Genomic DNA, 18,808 nt, shown 5'->3' on the forward strand with positions numbered 1-18,808 from the left:
ACCAATCGCCACGATCAGCAAACTTCCGCCTCCACAGGCCGAACGTATTTCGCAACGTATCAGTCCAGTACACAGCGCAATCTTTCGATACTCAATCACAAATGTGACAGTGCAATGAAGAAGCCCTATGATCCAGCCCGCCAAGGAGTGCCGACCATTCAAGTCAGGCACCTCGCGCATTCCCATTCACGAGAGGCACGCAGGAAGAATTCCTTGGAGATTCTTCCATCTGGCTGATGAGCATTAGTATCTTGAACATGTGGCGGCGCTTCCCGGCCTGGGGAACCTGCGTTGCTGGATTGCTGACCGGCGTGTTGCTGTTGCGGATGGGCCGCTATTACACGCATGTCGATCTCCTGTACCTGAGCATCAGCTTCCTGCTGGAACTGGTACTGCTCGATCTGATTACCCACCTTGCACTTGGCATCCGCAACCGCTGGCTGCGGAGCTTGGCCCTGATGCTTCCCGCAGCGACGGGTTCTGTCTATGTGGCTCAGTTGTACTCAATCTGGCTCTCTGGAGGGCTGATTCCGCCCATTGCCTTCGCCAACCAGGAAGTAACAGGCCTCATCGCGTTCAACGGCATCTACGCGATGCTGGGCGCGTACTTGTTTGCCTTCATCGGTTTCGCGTTCGTACACCGCATGAAACAACCACAGCTGCGGCCGAGCATCCTAGTGGTGTTCCTCGGCGTGACTGCCGCCGCCTATGCCGGGATGATCCACAACCAACCTCTGGCTCGCGGCATCGTGGTGGCGCGTGGCGAAGCACCTGTGTCATCGATGGTCCGTGCCTACCTGACGTATGCCGGTATGAGCGGCCGTGCACAGCTCAGTGCGGTCGACCTGTTAGAAGCACGAGCGGAATTCTCAAGGCGGACAGTCTTTCAGCAGGGCTTTCCAGCAGAAGTTACAAGCACTCTCGTAGCGCAGCCAAATGTCATTGTGATCTTCACCGAGGGCATGTCGGCCCGCTGGATGGAGACCTACGGTGGCGCACATCCGGGGCTCATGCCCAATCTTGATCGATTCGCGGGTGGCTCGCTGGTTCTGACGAACTATTACAACCACACCGCAGCGACCTTCCGCGGCCTGCGCGGTCAGATCACATCCGGGCACCAGGAGATCGACGGCTACAACAAGGAAGGAACGGGGATTGGCCAGCGCGATGTCTCTGGCGACGTAACCGCAGTCTCCCGCATCAGCATGCCGGAGATCCTACGCGCCCAAGGCTACCGCAGCATGTTCTTCCTGTCCCAGCAGGAGTACATCAACAAGATGGTGGAAACCCTCGGTTTCGACCGCACCCTGGGGCGCGATTACCTGTTCGAAACCCATGTACGAGGTGGCGCATCGTCCGCCATGCCGAAGTACCTGACCGACCCAGAGCTGTTCAAAAGTGCGCTGTCGGAGCTGGAGGCGCAACCGCGTGACAGACCATTCTTTGCTGCCATGTACAACTTCCAGACCCATGCGTTCCTGGACGGCGAAGAAAAATATGGGGATGGGCGCAACATTGTCCTGAACCGCTTCCATACCTATGATCGCGATATCGGCCTGTTCATCGAGCGCTTCATGACCAGCCGCCTGCACGAGAACACCATTCTGGTGGTCACGGCGGATCATTCCACCTATCCAGACCCAGTGGCCGTTGATGCGGACAGCCGCATCAAGGGGTACTTTGTCGACACAATACCGCTACTGATCTACTGGAAGGGCATTGAACACCGCGAAATCGACGTTGCAGGCAAGAACTCCCTGGATCTTGCTCCGTCGCTACTGAGTCTGCTGGGCGCCAAGAAGAGCCATAACCTCTTCCTGGGTTGCACATTCTTCGAGCAATGCGAACTCGATCGAGTCTCCAACGTTGGCGGTGAGTACATCCTGACCGATTCAGAGGGCTCGTATCGGGGGCCCGACGTTCCTGAGCTCCTGCGGGCGTCCTACGAGGAGGCAAAAAAGGTCATCGAGCGCTACAAATCGATGGACATGGTGATCGACACGCAGGCGGAGTAACACCCTCCCCAGGTCACGCAGGCTTGAGTGGGCGTTCCTGCGATACCGTGGAGCAGTAGAGGCGGCGGAGCCGCATGACCCCGCCAAGCCCGCAGTGGCAGCGGAACGCAAATTTCGGGACGTTCAAATTCTGTCAGGAAATGTCGCTAGAATGCCGGGGCAGACTCGCTGATACCTTAACCGGAGCTCCGCCAACTTGCGCCCGCTCCCTCCCCGGCCCTCCCAGCCAGCGTTAGCCCCGCGCCGGAGCTGGCGGGGCTTTTTCTTTCTCGCGTTGCTCAGCTCAGCCTATCTGGGGCTGATGCTCTTCGTCGACCGAGACACCCACGTGCTTTCCCGCTTGGCTGAACTGCGCGTACCTCTGGCGCTTTGCGCCTTGATGGTGCTGGGCAGTTTTCTCCTGCGCTACCAGCGCTGGTACTACATGCTGCGTACCCAGGGACATCAGGTGCCTTGGCGCGAAGGTCTACGTGCCTACATCGCGGGATTCGCCTTCACCGCCTCGCCAGGCAAAGCGGGCGAACTGCTGCGGATCCGCTACTTCGGCGACCTGAATGTCCCGGCGCACACGGTGCTGGCGACCTTCATCGCCGAACGTGCCCTGGATCTGCTTATCATCACCTTGCTTGGGGTGGGCGCCGCGGCACTCATCCCCGCCTTTGGCATCTTGACCACTCTGGTGGCCGGTTGCCTGGCCCTGCTCTACCTGGCTGGCCGCTGGCCGTGGCTTCTGCGTCAGATTTCCTGCATCGGCGCCCGTCTGCCGGGCCTCTGGATGCGCCGCCTGGCAGGGTTCATGGTGGCCGGGGTTCGCGACGCGGGCCAGCTGCTGGGTCCACGCGTTGCACTACACGGCCTGCTGCTGGGTACACTGGCGTGGCTGCTGACCGCGCTGGGATTCGCAGGCCTCTGCTCCGTCCTCGGTTTGTCCATGAGTTGGCCACATTCGTTGGGCATCTATCCCATCGCTATGCTGGCTGGTGCCGTATCTTTCGTTCCGGGCGGCGTTGGGACCACCGAAGGCGCCATCGTCCTGATGTTGAATAAGGTGGGCGCCAGCATGGGGATCGCTGTCACAGCGGCTGTAGGCATACGACTTGCAAGCCTATGGCTCGCCATTGCAGTGGGGATGATCGCGATGGCCAGCCTTGAGATACGCCCGGCAAAGCGACGTCCCGAGACGCCCAATGGCACAACGGTCGCTGCACGCCCTCTCGAACTCTGATCGATACCCACATGCACCAACTGCCACCTGGAGTTCCCAATTTTGGCCCTTGAACAACGCGCCCTCTGCGTGGACCTCGACGGCACCCTGCTCCGCTCGGACATCCTGTACGAATCGCTGCTGGCCCTGCTGGCCCACGCCCCCCTGTACATCTTCCTGCTGCCGATCTGGCTGCTGCGTGGCAAGGCCTACGTAAAGCGCCAGCTGGCCTCGCGCGTGCACCTGCCCGCCGAAACCCTGCCCTATGACGAGCGGGTCCTGGAAATCCTGCGTACCACCTCACAGCGCCCCCGCGTGCTGTGCACGGCCTCCGACCGGCTGCTGGTGCAGCCCATTGCAGACCACCTCGGGCTGTTTGAAGAGGTGATGGCCAGCGATGGCCACACCAACCTGTCCGGCAGCAACAAGGGGCAGGCACTGGCAACGCGCTTCGGCGAGCGTGGTTTCGACTACATGGGCAATGGCACGGTGGACCTGAAGGTCTGGGCTCATGCCGGTGGCGCGATTGTGGTCAACAACGGTGCCGGGCTGGCCAATGCTGCGGCGAAGCAGACTGAAGTGCTCGCCTACCTGCCCCCGCAGAACGGCGGTCTGATCACCTGGATCAAGGCGCTGCGCGTCTACCAGTGGCTGAAAAACCTGCTGGTGCTGGTACCACTGCTGACTGCGCACCGCTTTCTCGATCCCACCTCGGTCATCGATGCGAGCGTGGCCTTCCTGGCCTTCGGTCTGTGCGCATCAGGCGTATATCTTCTCAATGACCTGCTAGACCTGACCCCGGATCGCATGCACCTGCGCAAGCGCAGGCGCCCGTTTGCTGCGGGCACACTGCCGCTGCTGCACGGCCTGCTGGTGGCGCCGTTGATCACCCTGGCCGGTTTCGCCCTGGCGCTGGCCTGCAGCCCGGCCTTCGCCGGCGTGCTGCTGTGCTACTACGTGATGACCCTGAGCTACTCGCTCAAGCTCAAACGCATTGTAATGATCGACGTGGTGATGCTGGCGGCGCTGTACACCGTGCGCATCATCGGCGGCGCGGTGGCGATCAACTCCGAGCTGTCGTTCTGGTTGCTGGCGTTCTCGATGTTCGTGTTCCTCAGCCTGGCCATGCTCAAGCGCTACACCGAACTGGCCTCGGCACTGGCCAACGGCAAGGAAATGGCGATCGGCCGCGGCTACTCGGTGGCCGACCTGCCCTTGGTGCAGTCGCTGGGTGCTGCCGCCGGCTACATCGGCGTCGCGGTCTTCGCGCTGTACATCAACAGCCCGGAAAGCCTGGAGTTGTATACCAGCCCCAAGCTGCTGTGGCTGTTGTGTCCGATCCTGCTGTACTGGATCAGCCGCATGTGGATCGTCTCGCACCGTGGTGACATGCACGACGACCCGATCGTATTCGCGGCCATGGATCGCGGCAGCCAGATCGTCATTGGCCTCTGCGTACTGATCGTGCTGATCGCCATATGAGTGAAATGCTCGGCCAATCCTGGGGTCGTTACCCGCGGGTCGAACAGCGGGTTGTTCCGATGTTCGACCGTCGGTCCCTCCTGCCGCTACCGCAGGATGACGGCACGGTGCTGCCCCATGGCAATGGCCGCAGCTACGGCGACAGCTGCCTGAACCCTGGCGCCACGCTGCTGACCAGCTGCGCCCTGGACCGCTTCATCGACTTCGATCCAGCCACCGGCATCGTGCGCTGCGAAGCCGGGGTAACCCTGGCCGATATCCTGGACATCGCGCTGCCGCGTGGCTGGTTCCTGCCGGTCACCCCGGGCACCCGCTACGCCACCGTGGGCGGTGCGATCGGCAACGATGTGCACGGCAAGAACCACCACCGTGCCGGCACCTTCGGCCACCATGTGCGCTGCCTGGAACTGCTGCGCAGTGATGGTCTTCGCCAGCAACTCAGTCCGGCTGACGACAGCGGCCTGTTCGCGGCCACCGTGGGGGGGCTGGGCCTGACCGGCTTCATCACCTGGGCCGAACTGCAGCTGCGGCGGGTTCCTGGCCCTTGGATCGAAACCGAATCGATCCGCTTCGACAACCTGGCAGAGTTCTTCGCGTTGTCGCGTGATTCGGCCAGTGATTTCGAGTACACGGTTGCCTGGATCGATTGCCTGGCCAGGGGCCCCGCGCTCGGGCGCGGCCACTTCCTGCGCGGCGACCACGCACCCGGCGAGGCGCACGCAGCCACGCCCAGCACCGCACCCCGACGCAGCATGCCGCTGGTACCACCGGTATCGCTGGTCAACAAACTCACACTGCGCCCGTTCAATACGCTTTACTACTGGCGGCAACTGGCACGCCGCGCACGCCACCTGTCGCACTATCAGAGTTATTTCTATCCGCTGGATGGCATCAACCACTGGAACCGCATGTATGGCCCACGCGGCTTCCTGCAGCACCAGTGTGTATTGCCGCCGCAAACCGCTCAGGACGCCACCGCCGCGCTGCTGGGCGAGATCGCCCGCAGTGGGCGCGGCTCGTTCCTCGCGGTGCTGAAGGAGTTTGGCGACCGGCCTTCGTCGGGCCTGCTCTCTTTTCCGCGCCCCGGCACCACGTTGGCACTCGATTTCCCCAATGAAGGCCCCGGCCTGTTGAAGATGCTCGACCGTCTGGACCGCATCGTCAGTGAGGCCGGTGGTGCCGTGTACCCTGCCAAGGACGCGCGCATGTCTGGCGCTCTGTTCCGCCAGGGCTACCCGGCCTGGGAAGCATTTTCCCGCTTCATCGACCCTCGATTCTCATCCGGCTTCTGGCGCCGGGTGATGGAGTAAGCATGCAGAAGATCCTGATCATCGGCGCAACCTCGGCCATCGCTGAATCGGTTGCACGCCTGTACGCCGCACGCGGCGCCGCGATCTATCTGGCGGGCCGTAGTGCCGCCAGGCTGGACGCCATTGCTGCCGACCTGCGCGTGCGCGGTGCGCCGCATGTGCACAGCGGGGTGCTCGACGTGAATGATGTGGCCAGTCATGGCGCTCTGCTGGACAACGCCTGGGTCGCGCTGGGTGGGGTGGACACGGTGCTGATCGCCCACGGCACACTGCCCGACCAGGCTGCCTGTGATGCCTCGGTCGACCTCTCCCTGCAGGAATTCGCAACCAATGGCACCTCGACCATCGCACTGTCCGCCGCGCTTGCGCAGCGCCTGCAGTCCGGGACCAGCCTGGCCGTTATTTCTTCAGTGGCGGGCGACCGTGGCCGCGCCAGCAACTACCTGTACGGAAGCGCCAAGGCGGCCGTCACTGCCTACCTGAGCGGCTTGGGCCAGCGCCTGCGTCCGCTCGGCGTCAACGTACTGGTGATCAAGCCTGGCTTCGTCGATACACCCATGACCGCCGCCTTCAAGAAGGGCGCCCTGTGGGCCACCCCGGACAAGGTCGCGGCCGGCATCCTCAAGGCCATCGGCAAGCGCAAAGCCGTGGCCTACCTGCCAGGGTTCTGGTGGGCGATCATGATGATCATCAAGAACATCCCTGAAGCTGTATTCCGTCGAATCTCACTCTGACAACATCAGGAACAAGGACTCTCGCATGCCAGATATCGATCGCGATCTTGATGTGTTGTATCAGCACCGGTTCCCTGCAGAAGAACTTGCCAACAAGAATCGCATCTGGGAAGTGCTTTGCAGCGAGTACTTCAGCAAGTTCGTCAGCGCGAGCGACACCGTCGTCGACATCGGCGCAGGGTATTGCGAGTTCATCAACAACATTCCTGCAGCCGGCAAGATTGCGGTCGATCTGAATCCCGATGTGCGGCGCTTCGCGGCAGACGGCGTGCGCATCATCAACGAGTCCTGCACGGCGGTAGCCTCGATACCCGATGCCAGCGTCGATGCAGTGTTCATGAGCAACTTTCTGGAACATCTTCCCAGCAAGGATCTGGTGCTGCAGACGCTGCGTGAGAGCGCGCGCATGCTGAAGCCGGGCGGTCGCGCGATCATCCTGCAGCCGAACATCCGGTTCCTGTATGACGAGTACTGGGATTACTTCGACCACCACACCGCATTGAGCGATCGAAGTCTGGTCGAGGGTGTTCTGATGGCCGGACTCGAGCCCCGCGTGGTCATTCCGAAGTTCCTGCCCTACACCACCAAGAGCCGCCTGCCGCAGGCTCCATGGCTGGTGTCGCTGTACCTGAAGGTTCCGCTGGCGTGGCACATCCTGGGTAAACAGGCGCTGGTTGTAGCTTACAAGCCGCGCTGACCCTATTCCATTAGCAATTCCATTAGCAGTCGAGCTGGTCCATGGCAAACAAGAACGACAAGATCGTCATCACCGGTGCAGCCGGCCTGGTGGGGCAGAACCTCATCGTTGAGATGAAGCAGCAGGGCTACACCCGGCTGGTGGCGATCGACAAGCATGCGCACAATCTGGACATCCTGCGCCAGCTGCACCCGGAGGTCGAAACGGTGCTGGCCGATCTGGCCGAACCTGGCGCCTGGGCCGAACGGTTTTCCGGTGCACGCCTGGTTGTGCAGTTGCACGCACAGATCACGGGAAAGACCACCGACCTGTTCGTACGCAACAATCTGACCGCGACGGGCCATGTACTGGCCGCGTGCAAGGCGGCCTCTGTACCCTACATGGTGCACATCAGTTCTTCAGTGGTGAATTCGGTGGCCAAGGATGACTACACCGACACCAAGCGCGAGCAGGAACATATGGTCGTGGCCAGCGGCCAGCGCCACTGCGTGCTGCGCCCCACCTTGATGTTCGGCTGGTTCGATCCCAAACACCTGGGCTGGTTGTCGCGCTTCATGGCGCGCACCCCCGTGTTCCCCATTCCTGGCGACGGCAAGTTCATGCGTCAACCGCTGTACGAACGCGACTTCTGCCGCTGCATCGCCAAGTGCATCGAGACCGAACCGTATGGCGAGGTGTTCGACATCGTGGGCGATACCCGCGTGGATTACGTGGACATCATCCGCACCATCAAGCGGGTCAAGAAGCTGCGCACGGTGATCGTGCACATCCCGATCGGCTTCTTCGGTTTCCTTCTGAAGGTCTACAGTCTGTTCAGCAGCAAGCCGCCCTTCACCGCCGACCAGTTGAAGGCACTCAGTGCCGGCGACGACTTCAAGGGCGTCGATACCGAAGCAGTCTTTGGGGTAAAGCAGACGCCGTTTGAGGAAGCAATCCGCGAAAGCTATACCGACCCGCGCTACAGCCACATCGTGCTGCAGCGCTGAACAAACAGAACAGACGGAACCCAATTCGAATGAGCACTTTCGCCATCATTGGTAGTGGCCCGATGGGCTTGATGGCAGCCCTTGAGCTGCTGAAGAAAGGTCACCAGGTTGATGTGTACGAGCGTGATGACCGTATCGGCGGCATGTCGGCCGACTTCGATTTCGACGGCCTGCGCATCGAACGCTACTACCACTTCATCTGCAAGACCGACTATCCGCTGTTCAAGCTGTTGGACGAGATGCAGCTGTCCGATCGTCTGCATTGGACGGATACGAAGATGAGCTATTACTACCAGGGCAAGCTGCACAAGTGGGGCACGCCGTTCGCCCTGCTAGGCTTCCCGCATCTGGGCCTGATCGACAAGGTGCGCTACGCCCTGCACGTGATGCACACCAAGGGCATCCAGGATTGGACGGCTCTGGACAAGGCGAACGCGCGCGACTGGATCACCCGCTGGATCGGCCCGAAGGCCTACAAGGTGATGTGGGAAAAGGCATTCGCGCTGAAGTTCTTCGAGTACCAGAATGATCTGTCGGCATCCTGGATCGGCACACGCATCAAGCGCGTGGCGCTATCGCGTCGCAATCTGTTCAACGAGAGCATGGGTTACCTGCAAGGCGGCTCGGCTGTGCTGCTCGACAGGATGGCCAAGGAAGTCGTTCGCCTCGGCGGGCGCATCCTGCTTTCCCAGCCGATCCAGGAAGTCACCTCTGTCGAGGGCAAGGTCACCGGCATCCGCACGCCCGACGGTCATCAGCCCTATGAAACCGTGGTTTCCACCGCGCCCATCCAGTACGTGCCCGGCATGGTTCCGGGCCTGCCGAAGGCGTTCGCCGACCAGGTCGGCGCCATCGAGAACATTCCAGTAGCCTGCGTGATCCTGAAACTGTCGCAGCCGGTCAGCGAAAATTTCTGGATGAACATCAGTGACGATCGCATCGCCATTCCCGGTCTGATCGAGTACAGCAACCTCAATCCAGGCAGCGGTGCGGGTGAGCACATCGTGTATGCGCCGTACTACATGCCCAAGACCCACCCCAAGTGGCAGTGGAGCAACCAGCAGCTCATCGATGAGGTCATCAGCTACCTGCCGATGATCAATCCTGCATTCAAGCCGGAATGGATCAAGGCCACCCATTGCCACCGTTACGAGTACGCGCAGACCATCTGCCCGCCGGGGTTCCAGGAAATGTTGCCGCCGATGAAGACGCCACTGCAGGGATTCTTCATGGCCGATACGGCGTACTACTATCCGGAAGATCGCTCGATCAATGAGAGCATTGCCGTGGGCTCAACGCTGGCTGCGGTTGCTTCAGAAGCCTTGACTGTCTCCTACGGCACTGGAGCGTAAACGGGCTACCCAGGTCGCCGCACGAAGCAACCAACGAAAACTTGATGACCTTCAGGCAAACAGCATGTCCTTTGGCCACCTCCGCCGATAGGATCGCCTTACTCCACTTACCTTTTGCCATGACATCACTTCCATTGATCACGCCGAGGCGTCACCAAGACTCAGTTGGAAATCGACTGGGAGCATTCCTTGTCGTTCTCTTCGTCATGGCCTACAAGAGCAATGACGCACTGACTCTCCCTCAGTTCTGGGCTGAAGATGCCACTGTGTTCTTCACCGACCAGTACGGTCGCGTGCTACCACAACTATTTACCCCCTACGCCGGCTACCTTTTGGTCATTCCCCGACTGGTAGCCTGGATTGCAGCTTGGCTGCCGGTCGCAAAGGCCCCGCTGGTCTACAATGCTGCGGCCATTCTATTGTCGACGATGGCCATCACCTACACGTGCAGCCGACTGCGTAGCTACGTGCCTGCCTGGATCGTAGCGCTGTCGATGCTGGCCGTGCCCACCAATGGCGAGATCTTTGGCACGATCACCAATGTTCAATGGTTCCTGCAGTTCGCGATGGCAGCCTGCTGCCTGGCTCCGGTGGAACCCACGACGTCGCGCGTCACTCTATGGTTTCGCGCCTTCCTCGTTATGCTAATTGCCCTCACGGGTCCGTTCTCCACGCTGCTGTTGTTGGTCATCTGCGCAATCACAGCTGTTGGCTGGCTGACCGCGCGAACGCGCATCGACCCCTTCAACGGTGCTCTCTCTGGCTTCATCGCCAGTCGTGATTGGCATTCCATTGCCGCCATGTCAATTGGCGGGATCGTGCAGGCACTGGTCATCATTTCCTATCCAGAAGCTCAACGCATGGCAGGCATGGCGCCTCTGTGGGTGCTGGACACCACGTTCACCGAGTTGGTTCCGTCTCACATCTTCGGCAGCGACTTCCTGACCGGAACTTCCTGGCTACTCCTCTACGGCCTGCTTATCGGCAGATTGCTACTGACACGCAGTGTAGACGGCAATGCCCGACTGACCGTCCTCGGCTTCGTTGCATTCTCTATCGTCGAAACGTTCGTCCCAATGCTGAGGATGACAGATCCGGGGGCGCTCGTTCCGCTCAATGGCGACCGCTACTTCTACCTCGTGAAGGTCGTCTGGTGGTGGGCCGTATGGCTTGCATTGAGTGGTCAGGCCTTGCGTAGCCGAGTCAATGCCACCGCGATGACCACAGCCCTGATCTGTCTATTCGCACTGACCAATGCGCAGCACCTTCGCCGGCAACCGTTCAAGGACCTGGACTGGAAGGGGCAGTCGGCGCAGCTAGGCCAACCGGGTCCTCATGCCATACCCGTCAATCCCTACGACTGGAAGATAGAGGTGGAAACGGCAGCGCCAAGCGAGAAGGAATGACAACAGCTCCACCAGCCCACGGCGCCGTCCGCAGAATCAAGCCAATGACAGAATCAGAATGATCGAACGTACGCCCTCCACCCAGTTCATGCGCTTCCTGATGGCCAGCGGCGTTGCCGCACTGGTCAATGTTGGCTCGCGCATCCTGCTTAGCCACTGGATGCCCTATGTGCCGGCAATCCTACTGGCGTTCTGCCTTGGCCTGATCACGGCATTCTCGCTCAACAAATTGTTTGTATTCAGCGAGTCAAGCAATCGGCTGCACCATCAGTTTCTTTGGTTCCTGCTGATCAATGTGGCTGCGGTAGCGCAGACCGTCCTGGCAAGCCTGATCACCGCACGCTGGTTGCTGCCGGCATTGAAAGTAGATTTCCATAACGAAACCATCGCTCATGCGATTGGCGTGATGATTCCGGCTATTACCAGCTACATAGGGCACAAGCGCCTTTCCTTCCGTCGCTGAGCATTGGTCCCGCTTCAACAAGCGCCCCCACTACTTTCAGTCGGCCGGGGGCGCTGCCAGCGTGTCGGTTCGGTGGACGGTCAGCAGAGGTGGCTGACACATCAGCCATTGATCACCATCGCTCTGCAGTACCCGGAAATGAGCCTCCGAAGGCAGTCTGCGGACATCCACATAGGCTTCGTAGCCCGAATAGTCGAGCGTTGACTTTCTGAAGTGGGCCGCCACATCCATACGTGGTACGTTCCTGGCAGGCAGAATCATTGTCCGGCCATCAGGCAACATGGCCAGCAGGGAAATACCACGGTTGGCGACTCCCTTCTCGGCGTTCACCGCGGCCCAGCCACGTACCTTGAACAAGCGACCGGGCAACTGCATTGGTTCGGCCGTTACATCCATCCCACTGACTTGCTCGATATTGCAGTTGCCACCTACGGGGTAGGCCTCTGACGGAAGTCCCTCCTTCCAGGTACCGGTCAGAACACGATCTGCGTCTGCACTCATCGGGATGCGCAGTGGCGACAGAGTCAGGCGGTAACTGTCCTTCCACATGAAACGAGTGCCGCTCTCACCGCGCACACTCATCGACACAACCTTGCGTCCCGCGAGAAAATCGTCGCGATAGTGCGAACCCACTGCAACAAAGCCGGTGCCGTCAGTGATCGTAGGGGACAGCAGGAAGCCAGTCGATGCCATCCCGGCAATCATCCTGAAGGACGTGACATCGCCATTTTCATAGCGCAGACGGAGCACCAGTTCGGGGGCCTTGTACAGAACGGAGTACAACCTACCCAACAGCGTGGGCCGGAAGTCCAGTGTTGCCCAAACAGGCCCTTCAACACCGGGCACGTCGACATCCTGGCCGAGCCTGACATCAATTGGTGTGGTGGACTCAGGAGTGAGTGGAACTGCGCTATTCCCCAGGTGTCCAAGGACCGCGTAACCCGAATCCACGCGTTGAGGCCGGAAGCTGCCGAGCAGCTCCAACCAGCTGGCACCGTCTTCAAGCGCCGGATATCGATTATCGATAGTGGCAGCGTTGAAATAGACCTGCGAAGGTGGATTGCGGCGCAGATGTTCCGCATTGGCCTGAACCAATGACGGCGTGTAAGCGGAGTAGCTCTGCAGGACAGGCCGAGGTTTCCACTTCAATTCCTTGGCAACAAGGATATGGCCAAGTTCATAGGAGTAAAGATCTACTTCTCCGCTCTCTGAGGAGAAGGGAGACTCTGCACGCAGTTCTTCGATACGGCGCTGATACTCACGCCCCATGGCACGCGTGTCGGTCAAGCGCAGCCAAAGGCCTTTCGCAGGCATCGTCACAGCATCGCCGAGCTTGGCGATTGCCTCTCTCGGCTCGGGTGCGCCATATGAGAACACGATGAGTGATGAACCGAGCAAGCCGACAGCAAGCGCAGCAATTCCTCGACCACGCTCGCCACTAGGAGAGATGCAGATCAGCAGCCCAAGCAGTAGCAGACCAGTGGATGCAATCATCGCATGCGCTTGGTCACTTCTGACGAAACCCGCTTTGAAGGTGACGAACAGATAGAGGACCGCCAAGACCGGCGCATACCATCTGCCACGGAGATCGCCGTGCGCTGAGATTGCTACCAATGCCGCAGCCGTTACCAAAAAGAGCGCTAGACTCGTCCAGCCTAGTCCGCCAGAAGAGGACATGCCATTGGTGTAGCCGGACACGATCGGCGCTTGGGCGATGAAATAGCCTGGTAGATCAGGCAGGGACTGGCCCGAGATCAGCCATGCCGCTGGCAACGCAATCAGCTGTGTGATTCCAATTGTGATCGCAGCCCGTGGCGAAGTTCGCCAGCACAAGACGATGGCCATCAGGCTGGCACCCGCCGCAAGCAGACTGAAACTACCTTTCACCAACGGTAGGAGTGCGATCGCAACAGCAAGCAGGCAGAGGATTCCGACGCGTTGGCTCCCGCACTCATTCCCTCGCACGACGGCCAGCGGAAGCAACAGAGGAAGCAGCATCAATGTCGCGTCTCGCCAGCCGCTTCCGTAGGGCTGCCAGATCAGGCCAATGACCAGGGGAAACAACAACAGGAGGATTCGACGTCGAGGCGCAGCAACCTTGAAGATGCCGACAGCCATTGCGACGGCGATCAAGAGTGATCCCCCCACCATCAAGCCATCAGTGCCAGGGTGATACACGTTCGTATAGACAGATGCCCACGGACCAAATGTAAAGATGATGTCCTTACCGAAACGCAGGTGCTCAACCGTCGCGACATTCATCGCGAAGGTGGCAGAGCCATCCAAACTAGAGTTTGGCATCGGCGTAGCGAACGGCGTCAGCAGCAATACCAGCAATAGCCCGCTGATGAGCGAAGCCACCAACCCCCACTTCGTCAAAGCCGATGTGTGAGCAGGGGTTTGGGAGTTATCCATGGCACATCCAGAGAGTACTAATTGATGGCGATCAGCGGCAGGCGTGTGGTACTAGGAAGAGCCAGGATGCCTCGTGACCAATCACATGCACACCACTTCCCGGCGATTCGCGTGGCGATGGTAGCAGGGGTATTGCTGCTGCGACCATCGTGGAGCGCCCTCGCGGAGCGGCCGGCGGTCAGGGAAAGCCGAGCCCGGACGCGTCAACGACGTAACCCCATCAATGATCGATGGACCGGCGTAACGGGTTGATTGGCGATGTCGTAACTGAGGAATGCGAGCATGAACTGAAGACCGCTGACAATCGCGATGGCGGGAAGCACAACGGTTCCCACCGGCGCAGACACGCCAGTCCCCGCAGCGACAATCCAGTTCCAGCCGCCATACAGGGCACCGCCCCCAAGTAGAACGAATGCAGCGACCAGTTCGAGCGAAGCGATGGTCAGATCACGCAGGTAGTAACGATAGGCGATTCGTTTGCAGAAATTCCTGGCATGCTTGAGCGCGAACTCACCAAGTACTTGGCTAATCTTCAGATTGCTCACTTCGTCGCCATAGCGCGCATCCATGGGGACATCCTGAACCACCGCCTGCATCGCGTTGAGCCTGAAAAGCAAGTCGGTCTCAAAGAAATAGCGCGTACTGATCGCTTCCATCGGCAAGCGTTGGGCAACCGCCGCATGGATGGCGGTGTAGCCATTGGTCGGGTCGAACAGCCGCCAATAGCCACTGGATGCCTTGGCCAGAAACGACAGCCCCAGATTTCCGAAGCGGCGAAGCAAGGGCATCTGACTGATCTGGGAGAGGTCCCAGAAGCGATTGCCCTTCGTGTAATCGGCTTCACCATTGAGAATCGGCGCAACGAACGACGGAAGCAGCGTCGGGTCCATCTGGCCGTCGCCATCGATCTTGACGATGACGGCCATACCGTCTGCAGCTGCTTGGCGGTAGCCGGCCATGGTTGCACCGCCTACCCCCTGATTCACTTGGTTGTAGAGCACCCGGACGCGGGGGTCGGTGTTGTTCTGCTCAATGAAGCGGCCAGATTGCTCCGGACAGGCATCATCGACGCAGTAGATCGTATCCACTTCAGGACCGATCCCGGCGATGACCCCCAGAATATGCCGGGTGACCTTGTAGCTGGGTATGACCACAGCAATTGCCTGCACTCCCCGCTCCGGCGCGCTATCTGACTGCCCGACCACGTCCCTCTCCTCTTCGTTATTGCCCATCTTGACCTCAAGGATCCAGTCGGTAGAACGCGAGCCCATCTGGACCAGTGGCAACTGGCTTACCAGTTGCGCCCAACTGCCGGTAGCCGGTCAGACAGTACTGTCCATCCAGCACCCTCTCATCCCCTTGCCCCTCCCAGCGATGCACCAGGAGGTGGGTTACGCCGGCATTTCGCAGGATCTCACGGGTCTGCCGCACTTGCGAGCGGCAGAACATCGAGCGCAGATCCTTGGCAAAGAACCCATAGCCAGAGCCGAGCCTGACGTTGAACAGATAGTCGCGGCGCGCAAACGGCAGGTAGGGGGTTACGTACATGGAGGGCAGAACCCAGTCCTCACGGCCATTTAGAACAATGGCATAGGCTGGCGCAAGCACTACGGCGTCATCGGGCAGCGCGCGCTCGGCAGCTTGGAAGGCGCGCACATCTGCCTCGTCAATCGGGAAGGTCCATCCCTGATCTGCAGGTGTCACTCCTTTGATATCGATGCTGATGAAACTGATTACTACGGCGAGTGCTACCACCGCCATCACACATCGGCCAATCAGGTCCATTGCCCTACCCTGCAGCAGGCGGGACATATGCGATTGAAGCAATGCATCGACCGTGAGCGCCAGTGTCGCCAGCATTAACGTCCACTGCAGGAACACAGCATACATGGCCAGCAGCCCAACGTAGCGCTGGGTATAGGTACTGAGTAGGCTCGCTTCCAGCGTGTCATGCCCCAGCGTCAGAGTAACGATGTTGGAAGAACGCAAGGCCACGGCTACCGCGACTGCCAGTGCGAACTGGCCAATGACCAACAAGCCAAACGCCTGCCGGCTACGGATCGAAGCGGGTGCGATGGTCAGCATCGCGATGCCCACCAAGAAGGTGAACATGGCCAGTGGGCGAGTCAACGGCAGCACCGAATGGGCGACCACCTGCTGTGAGTCGGGCAGGTACTGCCCCCCGATTGAAGGCTGCGGACCATGCCACAACTCCCAGGGAAGCACCTGCCATAGGCGATCGACCAACTCAGCCGAGGACCGCCCCAGCTCTGCCGGAGCCACCAGCAAACGAAGTCCCAACGTGTTTTCGACGAACTGACGCACTACTGCCGAGGCCTCGGCCAGCAATTGCAGGTAATAGGGATCCGTCACCAGCAGCAAGATCCCCAGTACTGCCCCACCCAGCAGGCCAAGTAGTGGTAGGCCGAGTTTGCCCCGCCAGCCTTCCACCCGGAACCACAGAGGAAGCGTCAACAGCAACCAAGTCGGGACTGAGAAGCTGACAAATCCAATCGCGAGCGAAGGATTCAACTTGGCTGCCATCGCTCCGGCGATCGGTAGACTGAGCCAAGCCAGCAGCCAAGGCCGACCACTCTTTGCTGGTTCCAACCAGCACAGCATCGGGCAGAGCACTGGAAACAACAGCGTGGAGATAGCCGCCAATCGACCGGTGCTGTTGAGATCATCTACCGGATACAGGAAGCTTGTGCCGCGCAGGATGCAGTATCCCAGGACAACCACCAGCAGGCTTGCCCAAGCGCGAGACATCGTCACTGACAGCTGCCGTTGGCGCATCCACAGAAGTACGACTTCAGCAATGGCGAAGATTGCCAAGGTGGCCTGCAGAACTGGTTGGATTTTGACGAATGGGCCGATATGCAGCCCGAACCCCGGCCACGCCCACAGCGCGGACAGCACGTGCAGCATCTTTGGATACTTTTCCAGCCATACCGTATGCCCGGCCGAAAGCTTCGGATAGCCGGCGATAAACTGATCCAGTGCAAAGGCAATGTGCTGGTGTGTATCAAGGCCAAGTGCCCCCGCACGCATCGAATAGTGCGCACCGGCCTTCAACAAGACCATCGCGGCAAGGAGGGCGATCAGCAGCCACACAGCGTCTGCGCGGGAGAGAGCATGCTTGAAGGTGCTCAGCTGCTTGCGACGCCACCACAGTGTGCCCACCATCAACCCCAGGATGCCCAGGGGGAGTCCGTAGGGCAGACCCAGCACTTGTGCCCACACCAGGGTCAGCGGCGAAACCAACAGCCAAAGCACGACCAAGGTCACCTGGCCCAGCAAGATGCGGGTGAAAAGAGCTGGGGACGCAGCCAGTACCTCGAGCCTGAACAGACGGGCGCACATATCACCCAACCAGCCCATGCCCGCAAGGGAAATCCCCAGCAGCATCAAGAATCTCGCCTGATCGAAGCTGTGGATAAAGGGTACTGCAAGCAGCAACAGCACAAGCGCGGCCAACGCAGGGGCCGACCGTGGGATCTGGCCGCTTCTCGGCCAGGCAACACTATTCTTGAGCATTACAGGTCCATTGCATTTACGTGGACAGACCCAACGCAGATGCCGCCTCGTCTGCCACGCGGTCAAAGCTACCAACCTGCAACAGCGCATCATCCATGCTGGCGATAACACCCGGGCGCAGATCTCGAGCTTCGCAGAGGTCAACCAGCTCAATCAATGCGTCGCAGATCGCTTCAGGGGTCATTGCATCTAGCGACACTACGTTGGCCGTAGTCTCGTCCAGACGTTTGTTGTCATAGCGATTGGTGACCACGCCCATCCCGAACGCGGCCATCTCCAGCGGTGGATAGCTGGGATGTGGCGACACCATCAAGGACAGCCCCAAGGCCGAAGTGGACAGCAGCTCAGCGTAGGCATCGATATTCAACTTGCCCAGTGCCTTCAGACTGAACGGCCCCAGGTCCAGGTCGGACTGCAGCTCGCCAGGCGCAGCGACCTCCCACTGCGCTGCACGCGCGTCTTTCCATCCCCACAGGCGCAATCCTTCACAGATCAACTCAAACGCGTTTCGCGGCGTACCAGGGCGCGCATAGACCACGATGCGGCGATCACGCGCAACCGGTGCATTGCGGACACGTTGCAGAGCCGGCCGAAGGCCTTCATGCAGCACCGGCTCGAACACGGAGCGCTGCGCATAGCGCAGATCGTGCTGTTCAAAGAAGTCGGCAAGCAAGCCCGTATTGAAGACAGCAATATCGCGATCACAGCGATAGGTACTCAATGCCAGGGCGTACTGACTGGACCATGGATAGAAGCCTGGCTCGAAATCCTGGATCAGATAGACCATCGGGTGGTCGACGCCACCATTCTGCCCCTGCCATTGCGACATGCGTTGGGCTGCATACGCGGTCCACCAGGCAGTCGCTACCCAGATATCCTCCCCGGCAACCGGCAGGGTCTTCTGGTAGCGATCGCTGAATGGCACGATCTGGCGCATCGCACTGGAGGTCTGGTCTGCCGGGACCAGGATATGGTCGGAGAAACGCGAAAGCGCTTCATCATCCGGTGAACTGTCGACCAGCACGATCCGCGATGCGGGGAAATGCCGGCACAGCTCACGATAGATCAGTACGGCCGTATGGATGCCACCGAAATAGTGCTGCTTGTTGATCGACGGTAACACCAGATTCAGCCGCTTGCCCTCCCATGGATCACGGCGGGGTGTACACGGGGTGATCTCGGCAACATTGGTACTGGGCGTCGGCAC

14 protein-coding genes are annotated in these 18,808 nt (G+C 60.0%); 10 read left to right on the forward strand and 4 right to left on the reverse strand.

The window, feature by feature from the left end; all coding sequences use genetic code 11:
* Positions 1-236 precede the first annotated feature (236 nt).
* The 10 genes from ABGA94_RS17355 to ABGA94_RS17400 all read left to right on the forward strand — a co-directional run bounded on the left by ABGA94_RS17355 (position 237) and on the right by ABGA94_RS17400 (position 11,649).
* Positions 237-2,015, forward strand: a complete 1,779-nt coding sequence (locus ABGA94_RS17355) for an LTA synthase family protein (RefSeq protein ID WP_375367845.1) — start codon at positions 237-239, stop codon at positions 2,013-2,015.
* Positions 2,016-2,289: 274 nt separating this feature from the next.
* Positions 2,290-3,240, forward strand: a complete 951-nt coding sequence (locus ABGA94_RS17360; RefSeq protein WP_375367847.1) for a YbhN family protein — start codon at positions 2,290-2,292, stop codon at positions 3,238-3,240.
* A 69-nt stretch (positions 3,241-3,309) separates the two neighbouring features.
* Positions 3,310-4,701 carry a UbiA family prenyltransferase gene (locus ABGA94_RS17365; RefSeq protein WP_375367848.1) on the forward strand — a complete coding sequence of 464 codons (1,392 nt, stop codon included), beginning with the start codon at positions 3,310-3,312 and terminating at the stop codon, positions 4,699-4,701.
* Positions 4,698-6,011 carry an FAD-binding oxidoreductase gene (locus ABGA94_RS17370; protein ID WP_111177789.1) on the forward strand — a complete coding sequence of 438 codons (1,314 nt, stop codon included), beginning with the start codon at positions 4,698-4,700 and terminating at the stop codon, positions 6,009-6,011. Before ABGA94_RS17365 ends, ABGA94_RS17370 begins: the two co-directional genes overlap by 4 nt.
* A gap of 2 nt (positions 6,012-6,013) precedes the next feature.
* Positions 6,014-6,745 (forward strand): SDR family oxidoreductase, encoded by a 732-nt coding sequence (locus ABGA94_RS17375; protein ID WP_005415178.1) that lies wholly within the window; start codon positions 6,014-6,016, stop codon positions 6,743-6,745.
* A gap of 25 nt (positions 6,746-6,770) precedes the next feature.
* Positions 6,771-7,442, forward strand: coding sequence for a class I SAM-dependent methyltransferase (locus ABGA94_RS17380; RefSeq protein ID WP_065196213.1), 672 nt, complete (start codon positions 6,771-6,773; stop codon positions 7,440-7,442).
* A gap of 41 nt (positions 7,443-7,483) precedes the next feature.
* Positions 7,484-8,428: an NAD(P)-dependent oxidoreductase gene (locus ABGA94_RS17385; protein ID WP_134955327.1), complete on the forward strand. Its 945-nt coding sequence runs from the start codon at positions 7,484-7,486 to the stop codon at positions 8,426-8,428.
* Positions 8,429-8,457: 29 nt separating this feature from the next.
* Positions 8,458-9,780, forward strand: a complete 1,323-nt coding sequence (locus ABGA94_RS17390; protein ID WP_375367846.1) for an NAD(P)/FAD-dependent oxidoreductase — start codon at positions 8,458-8,460, stop codon at positions 9,778-9,780.
* 206 nt (positions 9,781-9,986) lie between these two features.
* A complete protein-coding gene (locus ABGA94_RS17395; RefSeq protein ID WP_111177781.1) occupies positions 9,987-11,186 on the forward strand; it encodes a hypothetical protein in 1,200 nt (399 codons plus the stop codon).
* Between the two features lie 58 nt (positions 11,187-11,244).
* Positions 11,245-11,649 (forward strand): GtrA family protein, encoded by a 405-nt coding sequence (locus tag ABGA94_RS17400; protein WP_108761164.1) that lies wholly within the window; start codon positions 11,245-11,247, stop codon positions 11,647-11,649.
* 36 nt (positions 11,650-11,685) lie between these two features.
* On the opposite strand, the gene ABGA94_RS17405 is transcribed toward ABGA94_RS17400, so the two are convergent.
* From ABGA94_RS17405 to ABGA94_RS17420, 4 genes are all read right to left on the reverse strand, one after another.
* Positions 11,686-14,064, reverse strand: a complete 2,379-nt coding sequence (locus tag ABGA94_RS17405; RefSeq protein ID WP_111177779.1) for a hypothetical protein — start codon at positions 14,062-14,064, stop codon at positions 11,686-11,688.
* 203 nt (positions 14,065-14,267) lie between these two features.
* Entirely contained in the window at positions 14,268-15,296 is a 1,029-nt protein-coding gene (locus tag ABGA94_RS17410; RefSeq protein ID WP_108761162.1) for a glycosyltransferase family 2 protein, read from the reverse strand.
* Positions 15,297-15,303: 7 nt separating this feature from the next.
* Complete coding sequence (locus tag ABGA94_RS17415; protein ID WP_197599119.1) at positions 15,304-17,601, reverse strand: hypothetical protein; 2,298 nt, start codon at positions 17,599-17,601, stop codon at positions 15,304-15,306.
* Between the two features lie 16 nt (positions 17,602-17,617).
* Positions 17,618-18,727: a hypothetical protein gene (locus tag ABGA94_RS17420; RefSeq protein ID WP_375367849.1), complete on the reverse strand. Its 1,110-nt coding sequence runs from the start codon at positions 18,725-18,727 to the stop codon at positions 17,618-17,620.
* Positions 18,728-18,808: the final 81 nt, after the last annotated feature.

Origin of the sequence: Stenotrophomonas sp. 3diitr2024, assembly GCF_042136455.1 — a bacterium.
Taxonomy (GTDB): domain Bacteria; phylum Pseudomonadota; class Gammaproteobacteria; order Xanthomonadales; family Xanthomonadaceae; genus Stenotrophomonas; species Stenotrophomonas sepilia.